We start from the raw sequence: 13,624 nt of genomic DNA on the forward strand, positions 1-13,624 counted from the left end.
AACGGAGGCTCAGCGGGGCGAGGCGGTCCGGTTCTGCAGGACTCCCGCCAGGAGCACGATCAGCAGGCCCGCCGCCGGTACCACCAGCAGGCCGTAGCGCAGGCCCACGGCGTCGGCGACCATGCCGACCAGCGGGGGCGAGGCGAGGAACCCCAGCCGCATCAGCCAGGACACGATGGTCAGTCCGGTGCCCGCCCGCAGGCCGGGCAGCTCGTCAGCCTCGTGCATGGCGGCGGGGACCAGGGTCGCGCTGCCCAGCCCGGCCGCGGCGAAACCGATGATCGTGCCCGGCACGGTCGGGACGGCCAGGGCCAGCCCCATGCCGAGCGCGATGATGACGCCACCGCCGCGTGCGACCGTCCGCTGGCCGAACCTGTCCACCATGCGGTCGCCGAGCATCCGGCCCACGAACTGCGCGCCGACGAGCGCGACGAACCCCGTGGCGGCCAGGGCGGCGGGCGCGCCCAGCGAGCCGGACAGGTACAGCGCCGCCCACGAGCTGCCCGCGTCCTCGACGAGGGCGCCGCTGATGGCGATCAGGACGAGCGCGGCGACGATCGCCACGGTGCGCGGGCTCAGCGCGGTACCGCGCACCTCGGCGGCCGACGTCGTCCCGGGCGCGTCCTCGATGTCGCCGTCGCGCCCGGGGAGCCGGAACCGCAGCGCCACCAGCGCGACGATCGCGAAGACCGCCGTGGAGATGCCGAGGTGCACGCCGAGCGGCAGCCCGATCGCGATGGCACCCGCCGCCATGGACCCGCCCAGCACGGCGCCGACGGACCAGACGGCGTGGAAGCCGTTTATGATCGACCGGCCGTAGCGGCGCTGCACCCGCAGGCCGTGGGCGTTCTGCGCCACGTCCGTGACGGCGTCCATCGCTCCGCCGAGGAGCAGCGCGAGCACCAGGAGGCCGAACGACGGCGCCAGGCCGGCGGCCAGCACACCTAGGCCCGTGAGGATGGTTCCCACCACCGCGGCCTGCGCCGAGCCGAGCTTGCGGACCAGGAAGCCCGCACCCAGCCCCGCGATGATCGCGCCGGCGGGGAACGCCGCGACGGCGACGCCGTAGGTCGCGTTGTCCAGGTCGAGGGCGGCCTTGATCTCCGGGTAGCGCGGCACCAGGTTGGCGAACAGGGCGCCGTTGGTCAGGAACATGGCGGCGACTGCGGCGCGGGCGCGCCGGTCGGCGGGCTGCGGGCCGGGGCCCGGGATGGACGGCATGCCCACGAGCGTACCCATCCAGCGTACGGTCGTACACAACGCCCGCTATGGTGGCTCACATGACGGTACGTCGGCACGACCCGGAGCGCAGGGACCGGATCATCGACGCCTGCCTCGACCTCATCGCCGAGGTGGGGGTCGCGGGTGTCTCGCACCGCAAGGTGGCGGCCTTGGCCGACGTGCCCCTCGGGTCGATGACCTACCACTTCGCCGGGATGGACGAGCTGCTGCGGGAGGCCTTCGGGCGGTTCTCGCGCAGCGTCAGCGACGGGTTCGAGCAGCGCATGAGCGAGGCCACCGACCTGGCGAGCGCGCGTGCCCTCGTGGTCGAGATCATCACCCACGACGTGTTCGGCACCGAACGGGACCTCGTGCTGACGCATGAGCTGTACACGCTCGCCGCACGGGAGCCGGCGTTCCGCGAGCTGACCAACGCGTGGATGACGCGCTCTCGTGCGGCCCTCGAACGACACTTCGACCCGGTCACGGCCCGGATGCTGGACGCCATGATCGAGGGGCTGACGATCCACCGCGCCCTGGACACGGAGCTGCCGACCGAGGAGACGATCACGGAGGCGGTCCACCGGCTCACTGCGGGCCCCGACGTGATCGGTAGAACGTCAGGTGATCGGCAACCCGGGCTGCCGATCACCTGACGTTCTACCGATCACACTGCGCCCACGGGCGGAACATCTGCGCGCGCCGGGTGTTGTGGTCCGTGTGAGACAAGACGTGCAGCGGGCGTCGGTGGTCGTGGTCGGGGCCGGGCAGGCAGGGCTTTCGGCGGCGTATCACCTGCAGCGCAGGGGGTTCGTGAGCGCCGTCGACGAGCCGGAGGCCGAGCGCACCTACGTGGTGCTGGACGCCAACCCCGCTCCCGGTGGTGCCTGGCAGCACCGCTGGGAGTCGCTGCGGATGGCGACGGTCAACGGCATCTTCGACCTCCCGGGCCTGACCCAGCCCGCCGTCGACACGACGGAGGCGAGCCGCGCCGCCGTCCCGCGCTACTTCGCCGGCTACGAGCAGGCGTTCGCGGTCCCCGTCCTGCGCCCGGTCCAGGTGGTGGCGGTGCGGCCGGCCGACGACGACCCGGACGGCGACCTCGTCGTGACGAGCGACCGTGGTTCCTGGACCACCCGCGCCGTCATCAACGCGACCGGTACCTGGACCAATCCGGTGCTGCCGCGCTACCCCGGGCAGGAGACCTTCGTCGGCCGGCAGCTCCACACCCGTGACTACGTGCGGGCCGAGGACTTCGCGGGCCGGCGCGTCGCCGTCGTGGGCGGCGGGATCTCCGCGGTCCAGCTCCTTGAGGAGATCTCGCGGGTGGCGACCACGCACTGGTACACCCGCAGGGAGCCGGTCTTCCGCGAGGACGGCTTCCAGCCCGAGACGGCGGGCCGGGAGACCATCGCCAAGGTCATGGCCGACGTCGCGGCGGGCCGGCCCACCGGGAGCGTCGTGTCCTACACGGGGCTGGCCTGGACGCCGTACGCGCTCGCGGCGAAGCGCCGCGGAGCACTGGAGCGACGGCCGATGTTCACGGCGATCGAGCCCATGGGTGTGCGGGAGGCGGACGCGACCTTCACCCCGGTGGACACGATCCTGTGGGCCACCGGGTTCAAGGCCGACCTGGCGCACCTCGACCCGTTGCGCCTGCGCAACGAGCTGGGCGGTATCGCCATGAACGGCGTCCAGGTCGCCGCGGAGCCGCGGGTCCAGCTCATCGGTTTCGGGCCGTCGCAGTCGACCGTCGGCGCCAACCGGGCCGGCCGGGAGGCGGTGGCCGCGGTGGTGCGGCGGCTCCGGGTGGCCGTGCCCTGACGGCGGTTCAGGCTGACGCGGGGGCCGGTATGCCGTCGTCCTTCTCGATGTGGATCGTCGCCGACGGGCACTGCTCCTCGGCCGCGCGGACCGCTGCCCACTCCGACTCGGGCGGGTTCTCGTCGATGATGCTGACGAACCCGCCGTTCTCCTCGAGGTTCGCGAACACGCGCGGTGCCGTCCGGCTGCAGTTGCCCGAGGCGATGCACGTGTCCGGGTTGACGGTGGGCTTCATGAGTCCTCCAGGCTTCAGCCGCGGTACCGGCGAACGAGCGGGCAGGTGTAGGGGTCGCGGTTCTTCAGCCCTACCTGGTTGAGGTAGGCGATGATCGTCCGGAACGCCCCGGTGAGCGACGTCTCCGTGTAGGGGATGCCGTTGTCGGCGCAGTACGAGCGGACCAGCCTCTGCACGGCGGGCAGGTTGGGGCGCGGCGCCATCGGGAACAGGTGGTGCTCCACCTGGTACTCCAGGCCGCCCATGAAGAAGTGCACCAGCGGTCCGCCACGGACGTTCCGCGACATGTGGATCTGCCGGCGCAGGAAGTCGATGTCGGCGTCGTGCGGGACCGTGGGCATCCCGATGTGGTTCGGGGAGAACGCGCCACCCAGCAGGAACCCGAAGACGGCGACCTGCACGGCCACGAAGGCGACCGCCATCCCCGGCGGAAGAACGATGAACAGGAATGCCAGGTAGCCGATGATCCGGACTCCGACGAAGAGGATCTCGGTCCACCGGTGGGTGACGTCCTTGCCGGTGAGGATGGTCCTGACGGAGTCGACGTGCAGGGAGAACCCCTCGAAGAGCAGCAGGGGCAGGAAGTAGTAGCCCTGGTACCTGGCGAGCCGGGCGGCCAGCCCGGTGCGCTCGTCGGTGCGGTCGGGAGTGAAGGACAGCACAGCGGAATCGACGTCGGGGTCTTCCCGCTCCTTGTTCGGGTTCGCGTGGTGCCGGCCGTGCTTGTCGACCCACCAGCCGTAGCTCAGTCCGTTGAACAGCCCGGCGATGACCCGGGACGTCCACTCGTTCCAGCTCTTGGACGCGAACATCTGCTGGTGGGCCGCCTCGTGCCCGAGGAAGGCGAACTGAGCCATCACCACGCCCAGCAGGGCTGCCAGGACGAGCTGGTACCAGGTGTCGCCCAGCATGACCACGCCGACGAGGATGCCCGCCGTGGCCAGAGTCCAGAGAATCATCAACGTCCAGTAGAAGCCGTAGCGACGGCGCATCAGGCCGGCGTCGTTGGCCTCTGTCGTCAGCTGGTGAAAGGCCTCCACATAGTGATTTCCAAGCATTGCCACCTCTCGAAAACCAGCGGCACCCGGATGGTCAGACAGCCGGGGTGCCGCTCCTACGTCACGTCAGCAAGTACCGTGCGGCAAAGGAGCTGCCCCACCTTTGGATGCTAACGAATGTGCCGGTCAGTCGCCGCTTGCCTGCTCGAACCGCTGTGGACGGCGACAGCGCCGGCCGACGCCGCCGTGATGAGGCCGATGGCCAGCCACTGCACGATCGAGAGCCGCTCGCCGAGCAGCAGCAGGCCGGCCAGCCCGGCGACCACGGGCTCCAGGCTCTGCAGGACCCCGACCACCCGGGCGGGCAGCCGGCGCAGCGCCGTCAGCTCGAGGGAGTAGGGCAACGCAGCCGACAGCACGGCCACCACGAGCCCCATGGTCAAGGCGTGCGGCTGCACCAGCCGGTCGCCGCTCTGCGCCAGGCCGAAGGGCAGTGTCAGCAGTGCCGCCCACAGGACCGCCAGAGCCAGCGGGCCGCCGCCCGCCGTGCGGGCACCGGTCCGCTGGTTGAGGAGCAGATACCCACCCATGGACACCGCGGACAGCACGGCGAAGGCCAGCCCGGTCGGGGACAGCGGCCCCGACGGGGACGCGCCGGGCAGCAGGAAGCAGGCGATCCCGGCCGCGGCCAGCAGCCCCCAGACCGCGTCGCGCGGGCGGCGCGAGGCGGCGAGAGACACGGCCAGCGGGCCGGTGAGCTGAATGGTCATCGCCACGCCGAGGGGCAGGTGCTCCAGGGCCAGGTAGACGAGGTTCATCCCGGCGATCGCCGCACCGAGGGCGAGGATCAGCAGCCGACTCTCCCGGTCGCCGGGCAGCCGGCGCGGTCGCCACAGCAGCAGGAGAAGGAGGGCCGCGAGCAGCAGCCGCAGCGCGACGGCGCCCATGGGGCTCCCGACGATGCCCATCAGCTGCTTGCCCAGCGCCTGGCCGGTCTGGACGCTGATGACGCTGCCCAGCACGAGGAGCGGAGCCGGTACGGGCGAGGCGTACCAGCGGCCGACGGCGGTGCTCCGGCAACTCATGCGTCCAGTTTTCGCGGGCCGTACCGTGCACGTCCATCGCAACTTTCGACACGGAATCGTGTTGTATGGCTACATGGTTGATCTCGGCCTCCTCCGGACGTTCCGGGTGCTCGAGGATCAGGGCACCGTGACGGCGGCAGCCCAGGCGCTGAACCTGTCGCCGTCCGCCGTCTCGCAACAGCTCAGGCAGCTGTCCCGCCAGGCCGGAGCGGCACTTCTCGAACCGGACGGCCGCCGCTTGCGTCTCACCCCGGCAGGGCGGGTGCTGCTCGGCCACGCGGACATCCTGTGCGCCCAGTGGGAGACGGCACGTGCCGAGCTGGCGCAGCATGGTGCGCCGTCGCACCGCACGCTGCGGCTCGCCGGCTTCGCCACGAGCATCGCACCGCTCCTGGCGCCCGTCGCAGGGATCCTGCAGCGTGCCGACCGGCCGACCCGGACCACCGTCACCGAGACGGACACCCGGGGCAGCTATCAGCAGCTTCTCGCGGACGGCTTCGACATCGCCGTGGTGACTCCGTTGTCCGACAGCCCGCCGATCGATGACGCCCGGTTCGACCAGGAGCACCTGCTCGACGACGTGCTGGACCTGGTCGTCCCGGCGGACCACCCGCTCGCCGCGCGCGAGACGACCGACCTGTCGGGGGCCGAGCGCGAGACCTGGATCTCGCCGCATCACGACCAGGGCCGGCTCATCCACGCGTTGTGCACGGCCGCAGGCTTCGCCCCGCTCACCGTGCACCACGCCGACGACTGGCAGGCAGTGCTGGCGCTCGTCCGGCACGGTCTCGGTGTGTGCCTGGTGCCCCGCCTCGTCTCCATCGACGCCTACCCCGGTCTCGTCCGGCTGCCGCTGAACGAGACCCCACCGCCCTCCCGCCGCATCCTCACGTGTGTGCGCCGGGGGAGCGCCGGCCAGGACGTGATCGCCGACGGGCTGACGGCGCTCAGGCAGCGTGCCGAGCAGGTGGCCGCGACCCGTGCCCCGTGAGCCTGGTTGCCGGCTCGCTGGGTGACCGGCACCACCGCACCGTGGTCTGCCGCACGGGTCGGGCGTGTGCAAAAATCGGGGCAGGATCCGAAGGGTTCCCCGGACGAGGGTTGCCGTACCCGGTGCGCGACAAGACGGCAACTAAGGAGCAACCATGTCCTGGATCGTTCTTGTCGTCTCCGGCCTCCTCGAGGCCGTCTGGGCCACCGCCCTCAGCCGTTCCGAAGGGTTCCACAACGCCGGGCCGAGCGTCGTGTTCGGCGTCGCCCTCGTCGCGAGCATGGGCGGGCTCGCCTACGCGCTGCGTGACCTACCGGTGGGGACCGCCTATGCCGTCTGGGTGGGCATCGGGGCGGCGACCACCGTCGTCTGGGCCATGGCCACCGGCGCCGAGCCGGTCTCCGTGGTCCGGGTCCTGCTGATCGCCGGCCTCATCGGCTGCGTCATCGGGCTCAAGCTGACGCACTGACCGCGTGGTGCCGGCCCATCGGCAGCATGAGCGGCCTGCCCGACGTCGGATCCGTGATGACCTGGCTCTCCAGCCCGAACACCGCCCGGACGGTGTCGGTGGTGAGCACGTCGCCGGGCGGGCCGGCGGCGTGCACGCGCCCGTCGGTGAGCGCCACCAGGTGGTCGGCGTAGCGCGCGGCGAGGTTGAGGTCGTGCAGCACCATGACGATGGTGGTGCCGCGGGTGTGGTTGAGGTCCGTCAGCAGGTCGAGCACCTCGACCTGGTGGCTGACGTCGAGGAACGTCGTCGGCTCGTCGAGGAGCAGGAGGTCGGTCTGCTGGGCCAGCACCATGGCGATCCACACGCGCTGGCGCTGGCCGCCGGAGAGCTCGTCGACCGGTCGGTCGCTGAGGTCGAGGGTCTGCGTGGTCTCCAGGGCCGCCGCGACGGCCTCGTCGTCCTGGACGCTCCAGCGCGAGAGCATCCCCTGGTGCGGGTTGCGGCCCCGGCCGACCAGGTCGGCGACGGTGATCCCCTCGGGTGCGATCGGCGACTGCGGTAGCAGGCCGAGCGTGCGCGCCAGCTCCTTCGCGGGTGTCCGGTGCACCTGCCTGCCGTCGAGCAGCACCTGCCCCTCGCGTGGCGCGAGCAGGCGGGACATCGCACGCAGCAGCGTCGACTTGCCGCACGCGTTGGCGCCGACGATCGCGGTGATCCGCCCGGGCGGCACGGTGAGGTCGAAACCGGAGATGACCGTGCGGTCCTTGTACCCGAGAGTGAGGCCGGTGGCCTGGAGCGTATGGGCTGCGGTCACAGCGAGCCTCCCGTGCGGTTGGTGCGGATGATGAGGTAGATCAGGTACGGCGCGCCGAGCGCCCCGGTGACGACGCCCACGGGATAGCGCGTGCCGAACGCGAACTGCCCGACCAGGTCGGCGACCAGCACGAGGAGTGCCCCCACCAGCGCGGCGGGCACCAGGGGCGAGCCGTGCGGCCCGGTGACCCGGGCGGCGATCGGACCGGCGAGGAACGCGACGAACGCGATGGGACCGGTGGCGGCGGTGGCGAACGCGATCAGCCCGACGGCGGCGACGATGAGCAGGATCCGGGTGCGCTCAACGCGCACCCCGAGAGCCGACGCGGCGTCGTCGCCGAGCTGGAGGCCCGCCAGATTCCGGGCCTGGCCGAGCAGCGCCGGACCGAGGACGACGAGCGCTGCCAGCAGCGGCACGACGTCGGCCCACGCGGAGCCGTTGAGGCTGCCGGTGATCCAGCGCATCGCCTCCTGCAGCTCCCATTGGGGGGCCTTACTGAGCACGTAGGCGGTGACGCCGTCCAGCATCGCGGCGATGCCGATGCCGATCAGGATGAGCCGGGTGCCCGCCACGCCGTCGCGGTACGACAGGAGGTAGATCACGAGGGCCACGCCGAGCCCCGCGACGACGGCGACCACCGAGACCTGCGCGCCGCCCAGGCCCAGCACGACGATCGCGAACGCGGCGGCGGCGCTCGCACCGGAGCTGATGCCGATGATGTCGGGGCTCGCGAGCGGGTTGCGCAGCATCGTCTGGAAGGTGACCCCGCCCAACCCGAAGCAGAGGCCGGCCAGCGCGCCGAGCACGGCCCGGGGCAGCCGCAGCCGGCCCACCGTGAACGAGGCGCCGGGTACGTCCTCGCCGAGGATCACGCGGACGACGTCGGCGGGCGGGTAGACGGTCCTGCCCACCATGAGGGTCACCGCGAAGGTGGCGCCGACGAGCACCACCAGCAGGGCGATCACCAGGTGCCGCCGCCGACCTCTGCGGATGCGGCTCCGCGTCACCACCTCGACGGCGGTCATAGCTCCCGTACCTTCTGGCGGCGGACGATGGCGATGAAGAACGGGGCACCGACGAGCGCGGTGATGATGCCGACCTCGAGCTCGTCCGGGCGGGCCACGATACGGCCGAGCACGTCGGCGGCGGTGAGCAGCCCGGCCCCGGTGAGCGCCGAGAACGGCAGGAGCCAGCGGTGGTCGACGCCCACGAGCATGCGGCACAGGTGGGGCACGACCAGCCCGACGAAGCCGATCGGCCCGGCCACGGCCGTGGCCGCCCCGCACAGGAGGACGGCGCCGAGCGAGGCGAGCCCGCGGCCGAGCGCCACGTGCTCGCCGAGGCCGGTGGCGAGCTCGTCACCGAGGGCCAGCGCGTTGAGGGTGCGGGCGGCGATCAGGCAGATGCCGGTCCCGACGGCCAGGAACGGCGCCGCCTGGACGATGCTGTCGAAGCCGGCGCCCCCGACACCGCCGATCTGCCAGGACCGCACGTTGCCGGCGATGTCGCCGCGCGGCAGCACGACGGCGCTGATGAACGACGCGAACGCGGCCGAGGTGGCGGCGCCCGCCAGAGCCAGCTTGAGCGGCGTCGCGCCACCGCGCCCGAGCGAGCCGATGACGTAGACGAACGTCGCGGTGACGCCCGCGCCGAGGACCGCCGTCCAGAGGAAGCTCGTGGCCGTCCACATGCCGAACCACGCGATGCCGACGACCACGGCGAGCGAGGCGCCCATGTTCACCCCGAGGATGCCCGGGTCGGCGAGCGGGTTGCGCGTCACGCCCTGCATGACGGCGCCGGACAGCCCGAGGGCGGCGCCGACGAGCAGGGCGAGCACCGTGCGCGGGATGCGCTTGGTCACGGCTGCCCGGTCGAGACCGTCGGCCGAACCGCCGAGCGCCGCCATGATGTCGGCCCAGGACACGTCGCGCGAGCCGATGGCCAGCGACGCGGCCACCAGCAGGAGCAGAGCCCCGGCGACGGCGAGCAGCCACAGGAGCCGGACCCGCGCCGGGCGTCGCACGACGGCGACGCCCGGCGCTCTGCCGGCCAGAACGGTGGTCACTGTGCCGCGGTCACTTTGCCTTCGCCGCGGCGTCGGCGAGCAGCGACGCGTAGTCCTCGAGCACCCACGGCATCGCCAGGGGCGTGGGGTTCGCGGCGGTGCCCAACGGGCCCTCGCCGTCCAGGAAGACGACGGCGCCGTTGGCCACTGCCGGCATCTGGGACAGCAGCGGGTCACCCTCGAGGGTGTCGACGAGCCCCTGGTCGCCATAGGTGACGATCACGTCGACGTCGTCGAACAGGTCCACCTGCTCGGCACTCACGCTGCCGGAGAACTCACCACCGGCGGAGGCCTCCTCGACGGCGCTCGGCGTCGCCAGCCCGAGGTCGTCGAAGAACGCGGCGCGCGTGTCGTTGGCCGTGTAGAAGTTCACGGTGCTCAGGTCGGCGGTGTCGACGTGGGTGACGAACATCGCCGACTTGCCGTCGAGCTCGGGGTGCTCGCCGACCGTGTCGGCGATCTGCTGGTCGATGGTCGCGACCAGCTCCTCGCCCTCGTCGGCCAGGCCGAGGCCCTGGCTGTTGAGCCGGATGACGTCGCGCCACGACGTCGACCACGCAGCCTCCGGGTAGGCGACGACGGGCGCGATCTCGCTGAGGGTGTCGTAGTCCTCCTGCGTGAGGCCGGAGTAGGCCGCGAGGATGACGTCGGGCCGGGTGTCGGCGACCGCCTCGAAGTCGATGCCGTCGGTCTCGTCGAAGAGCACCGGCGCCTCGGCGCCGAGCTCGTCGAGCTCCTCCTCGACCCAGGGGAGCAGGCCGTCGCCGTCGTCGTCCCCGAAGTTGGCGGCGGCCATGCCGACCGGCACGATCCCGAGTGCGAGCGGGACCTCGTGGTTGGCCCAGTTCACCGTGGCGACGCGCTCGGGCTGCTCCTCGATGATCGTCGTGCCGAGCGCGTGCTCGATGGCGATCGGGTAGTCGCCGGACGATGCGCCGGTGCTCTGCTCGTCGGTGGCCGCTGGGGCGCTGGTTCCGCAGGCGGACAGGCCGATGGCCACGGATCCGGCCATGGCCAGGGCAAGAAGGCGACGTCGGGGCATGTGCGGTGACTCTCTCTCAAGCTCAGGGATCTCGGCGCGCTCGTGGTCCACGAGTTAGGCGAGGTTTACCTAACATCTTACGAATTGCCGGTCCTGTGGCGCAATCGAGCGATAGGGACGGCACATGTAGCGATCCGGACAGTGTCTGGCGCGTCAGGCGGGTCGGAACTGGCCGGGCGTCCGGCCCGTCGTGCGGCGGAAGGCGACGCCGAAGGCGCTCGCCGAGCGGTAGCCCACGCGCTCGGCGGTGTGCTCCACGCCGACCCCCTGAGCGAGGAGCAGCACGGCCTGCTGGGCCCGGACGACCGCTTGCCAGCGAGCGAAGCTCAGCCCGGTCTCGGCACGGAACGCACGGGTGATCGTGCGCGGGCTCACCCCGAGGTGCTCCGCCCAGGCCGAGAGGGTGCGTGGGTCGGCGGGGTTCGCGTTGAGCGCCGCGGCGATCGGCCGGAGCAGGTCGCCGCGCGGCTGCTGCACGAACAGCTCGTGCGGTGACGGGGTGAGGACGTCGAGGACCATCTGCTCGGTCAGCGAGCGCGACGCGGAGCCGAGGGCCCGGTCGGCGAGCCGGTCGAGCAGGAGAGCGAGGAGCGGAGTGATCTCGATGGCCACCGGTCCCGCCGACAGCGGTGAGACGGCCTGCGTGCTGAACTGGGCGGCCCGGTACCAGGTGCCGGCGGGCACGCGGCCGGAATGGGGAACCCCGGCAGGCACCCAGAGCCCGAGCGTCGGCGTGATCGTCCAGGTGCGGGTGCCGGTCGTCGCGCTGGACGCCCCGCGCAGGTTCCACAGCAGCTCGTGGGTCGGGTGGGCGTGCGCCTCCCAGACGGTGTCGCGGGAGACGAGCTCGTCCATGCCCTGGATGATCCAGGGGACGTCGACGGTGCCGGCGGCGAACATCGGCAAGGAGCGGCTGTCGACCTTCACGGGGCCTCCGGGCGGGCGGGTGAGTGCTTGACGCCTCTCGGGCAGAGGTCATGCACTCCGGCTGTGTTGCCGTGCGTCGACATTTGTCCACTGCGTGCAACGCCTGCCGAGGTGAACTCGGGCGAGTGGCTCGATCCCGCACGACAATGGATCGGGTGACCGATACAGACACCTGGTCGCCGACCACCTACGTGCGCAACGGCGACGTCGAGCTCGCCTACGACCGCTTCGGGGAGCGGGGCGGTGTTCCGCTCCTGCTCATGATGGGCCTCGCGATCTCGCGGTTCTGGTGGCCGGACGGTTTCTGCCGGGCGCTCGCGGACCAGGGGTTCGACGTGGTCCGCTACGACCAGCGCGACACCGGCGCCTCCACCCGGTTCAGCGAGACCGTGCGGCGCGGACCGTTGAGCATGCTGCTCGGGCCCGGCCGGCCGAGGTACACCTCCGAGGACCTGGCCGACGACGCCGTTGCCGTGCTCGACGCCGTCGGCTGGGACCGTGCGGTGGTGTTCGGGCACTCCCTCGGCGGCGTCGCGGCGCAGCGGGTCGCGCTGCGCCATCCGGACCGCGTCCTCGCCCTGGTCTCGTTCGACGCCCCGCCGAGCGACGCCGTCGGGCTCCGCGCATTGCGCTACCTCAGGTTCGGCCTGGTCGCGCGCAACGTGACGAAGCGTTATCCCGAGGGGCGCGACGGCGACATCGCCGCGTCCCTGGCCATCGCGAAGGGGATGGCGTCCTCGGCGAACCCGTGCGACGAGGCTGCGGCCCGGGAGCGGATAGAGCGCGGGCTGGAGAGCGGGCCGCGGGACATGGCCGGGATCGGCCGCCAGCTCCACGCGAGGTGGCGGGGCCCGCGGCTCCGCGAGGTCCAGGCGCCGACCCTCGTGCTGCAGGGGGAGGACGACCCGCTCATCCGGACCTCGGCGGCGCGTGCGGTGGCGCGCGAGATCCGCGGGGCGAAGCTGGTGGTCCTGGACGGCATCGGCCACGACCTGCCGTCCGTCGCCTGGCCGGCGATCGCGGAACAGACCCGGGGTCTGGTGGCCGCGTGACAGCGACGCGCAGAGCCGTCAGCTCGGGGTGACCTGAGCGTGGGGATCGCTCTCGCGCTGCTGTCGGCTCTGAGCTACGGGGTCTCCGACGTGCTCGGTGGCCTGGCCGCCCGCCGTCTGTCACCGGCGCGGGTCGCCCTCGTCGGGCAGGTCGGCGGCCTGTGCGTGACGGCCCTCGCGGTCCTCCTCGTGCCCGGCGCGCCACCGGGGACGGCCGACCTCGCCTGGGGTGCCGCCTCGGGGATCGGCACCGGGCTCGGCATGGCGTTCCTGTTCCGGGGGCTGAGCCGCGGGGAGATGTCGGTCGTCGTGCCGCTCAGCGCCGTCGGCGGTGTCGCACTGCCGGTGCTGGTCGGCGCAACCGTCCTCGGGGAGCGGCTGCCCTGGCCGGCGTGGGCCGGGGTGGCGATCGCGCTGCCCGCGCTGTGGCTGATCAGCCGGGCCCCGGGCAGCTCCGCCCCGCCGTCCCGCGCGTCGATCGTCGACGGGCTCGCCGCCAGCGGCGGCATCGCCATCCAGTACCTGTGCCTGGCGCAGACGGCGGCGGCCACGGCGGGGCTGTGGCCCGTTCTCAGCGGCCGGGTCGCGGCGATCGCCACCGTCCTGGTCGCCTCGGCGACGCTCGTGCGGGGGCCCGCGAACGAGCGACCCGCCACCGGCACACCCGCGGGGGTCCTGGCGATGAGCGTGGGAGCGGGCGCTCTGGCGGCTGCTGCGCTGGGTGCCTACCTCTTCGCGCTGCGCACCGAGTTCGTGACGGTGGCCGTCGTGCTCTCGTCCCTGTACCCGGTGGTCCCGGTCGTCGTGGGCCTCCTCTTCCTCGGCGAACGGCTCGGACGCACCCAGGTGCTCGGGCTCGCTGCCGCACTCGGCGCCACGGTCCTCATCGCCACGTCCTGAGCCCGACGCCGGCGGCTCG

Annotated in this window: 15 protein-coding genes and 1 riboswitch; of the genes, 6 read left to right on the forward strand and 9 right to left on the reverse strand. The window is 72.3% G+C overall.

The window, feature by feature from the left end; translation table 11 throughout:
- Positions 1-9: 9 nt before the first annotated feature.
- The gene (locus AB0F40_RS07205; RefSeq protein WP_357465441.1) at positions 10-1,221 is read right to left on the reverse strand and encodes an MFS transporter; all 1,212 of its coding nucleotides are present in this window, start codon (positions 1,219-1,221) and stop codon (positions 10-12) included.
- Between the two features lie 59 nt (positions 1,222-1,280).
- On the opposite strand from AB0F40_RS07205, the gene AB0F40_RS07210 reads away from it, so the two are divergent.
- Both AB0F40_RS07210 and AB0F40_RS07215 read left to right on the forward strand, forming a co-directional pair.
- Entirely contained in the window at positions 1,281-1,877 is a 597-nt protein-coding gene (locus AB0F40_RS07210) for a TetR family transcriptional regulator (protein WP_357465442.1), read from the forward strand.
- A 55-nt stretch (positions 1,878-1,932) separates the two neighbouring features.
- A complete protein-coding gene (locus AB0F40_RS07215; RefSeq protein WP_357465443.1) occupies positions 1,933-3,045 on the forward strand; it encodes an NAD(P)-binding domain-containing protein in 1,113 nt (370 codons plus the stop codon).
- Positions 3,046-3,052: 7 nt separating this feature from the next.
- On the opposite strand, the gene AB0F40_RS07220 is transcribed toward AB0F40_RS07215, so the two are convergent.
- The 3 genes from AB0F40_RS07220 to AB0F40_RS07230 form a co-directional block, all read right to left on the reverse strand.
- The gene (locus AB0F40_RS07220) at positions 3,053-3,280 is read right to left on the reverse strand and encodes a ferredoxin (RefSeq protein WP_357465444.1); all 228 of its coding nucleotides are present in this window, start codon (positions 3,278-3,280) and stop codon (positions 3,053-3,055) included.
- Between the two features lie 14 nt (positions 3,281-3,294).
- A complete protein-coding gene (locus tag AB0F40_RS07225) occupies positions 3,295-4,320 on the reverse strand; it encodes an acyl-CoA desaturase (protein ID WP_357465445.1) in 1,026 nt (341 codons plus the stop codon).
- A 128-nt stretch (positions 4,321-4,448) separates the two neighbouring features.
- On the reverse strand, positions 4,449-5,363 hold the full coding sequence (locus AB0F40_RS07230) for an EamA family transporter (protein WP_357465446.1): 915 nt from the start codon (positions 5,361-5,363) through the stop codon (positions 4,449-4,451).
- Positions 5,364-5,436: 73 nt separating this feature from the next.
- Between AB0F40_RS07230 and AB0F40_RS07235 the strand changes: the two genes are divergently transcribed.
- Together AB0F40_RS07235 and AB0F40_RS07240 are read left to right on the forward strand one after the other, a co-directional pair.
- Positions 5,437-6,354 carry a LysR family transcriptional regulator gene (locus tag AB0F40_RS07235; RefSeq protein ID WP_357465447.1) on the forward strand — a complete coding sequence of 306 codons (918 nt, stop codon included), beginning with the start codon at positions 5,437-5,439 and terminating at the stop codon, positions 6,352-6,354.
- Positions 6,355-6,433: 79 nt separating this feature from the next.
- Positions 6,434-6,498: riboswitch (guanidine-III (ykkC-III) riboswitch) on the forward strand.
- Positions 6,499-6,508: 10 nt separating this feature from the next.
- Positions 6,509-6,823: a multidrug efflux SMR transporter gene (locus tag AB0F40_RS07240; protein WP_357465448.1), complete on the forward strand. Its 315-nt coding sequence runs from the start codon at positions 6,509-6,511 to the stop codon at positions 6,821-6,823.
- Here AB0F40_RS07240 and AB0F40_RS07245 read toward each other — a convergent pair.
- The 5 genes from AB0F40_RS07245 to AB0F40_RS07265 form a co-directional block, all read right to left on the reverse strand.
- Positions 6,807-7,619, reverse strand: a complete 813-nt coding sequence (locus AB0F40_RS07245) for an ABC transporter ATP-binding protein (protein WP_357465449.1) — start codon at positions 7,617-7,619, stop codon at positions 6,807-6,809. The genes AB0F40_RS07240 and AB0F40_RS07245 overlap by 17 nt on opposite strands.
- The gene (locus AB0F40_RS07250) at positions 7,616-8,644 is read right to left on the reverse strand and encodes an iron chelate uptake ABC transporter family permease subunit (protein WP_357465450.1); all 1,029 of its coding nucleotides are present in this window, start codon (positions 8,642-8,644) and stop codon (positions 7,616-7,618) included. Before AB0F40_RS07250 ends, AB0F40_RS07245 begins: the two co-directional genes overlap by 4 nt.
- The gene (locus AB0F40_RS07255) at positions 8,641-9,684 is read right to left on the reverse strand and encodes an iron ABC transporter permease (protein WP_357465451.1); all 1,044 of its coding nucleotides are present in this window, start codon (positions 9,682-9,684) and stop codon (positions 8,641-8,643) included. The genes AB0F40_RS07250 and AB0F40_RS07255 overlap by 4 nt, the downstream gene beginning before the upstream one ends.
- Positions 9,685-9,694: 10 nt before the next feature.
- A complete protein-coding gene (locus AB0F40_RS07260; protein WP_357465452.1) occupies positions 9,695-10,726 on the reverse strand; it encodes an iron-siderophore ABC transporter substrate-binding protein in 1,032 nt (343 codons plus the stop codon).
- A gap of 153 nt (positions 10,727-10,879) precedes the next feature.
- Positions 10,880-11,653 (reverse strand): AraC family transcriptional regulator, encoded by a 774-nt coding sequence (locus AB0F40_RS07265; RefSeq protein WP_357465453.1) that lies wholly within the window; start codon positions 11,651-11,653, stop codon positions 10,880-10,882.
- A gap of 155 nt (positions 11,654-11,808) precedes the next feature.
- On the opposite strand from AB0F40_RS07265, the gene AB0F40_RS07270 reads away from it, so the two are divergent.
- Together AB0F40_RS07270 and AB0F40_RS07275 are read left to right on the forward strand one after the other, a co-directional pair.
- Positions 11,809-12,705, forward strand: coding sequence for an alpha/beta hydrolase (locus tag AB0F40_RS07270; protein ID WP_357465454.1), 897 nt, complete (start codon positions 11,809-11,811; stop codon positions 12,703-12,705).
- Positions 12,706-12,744: 39 nt separating this feature from the next.
- Entirely contained in the window at positions 12,745-13,605 is an 861-nt protein-coding gene (locus AB0F40_RS07275) for a DMT family transporter (protein WP_357465455.1), read from the forward strand.
- The last annotated feature ends 19 nt before the right edge of the window (positions 13,606-13,624 follow it).

The sequence above is a fragment of the Promicromonospora sp. NPDC023987 genome (assembly GCF_040639055.1).
Taxonomy (GTDB): Bacteria; Actinomycetota; Actinomycetes; order Actinomycetales; family Cellulomonadaceae; genus Promicromonospora.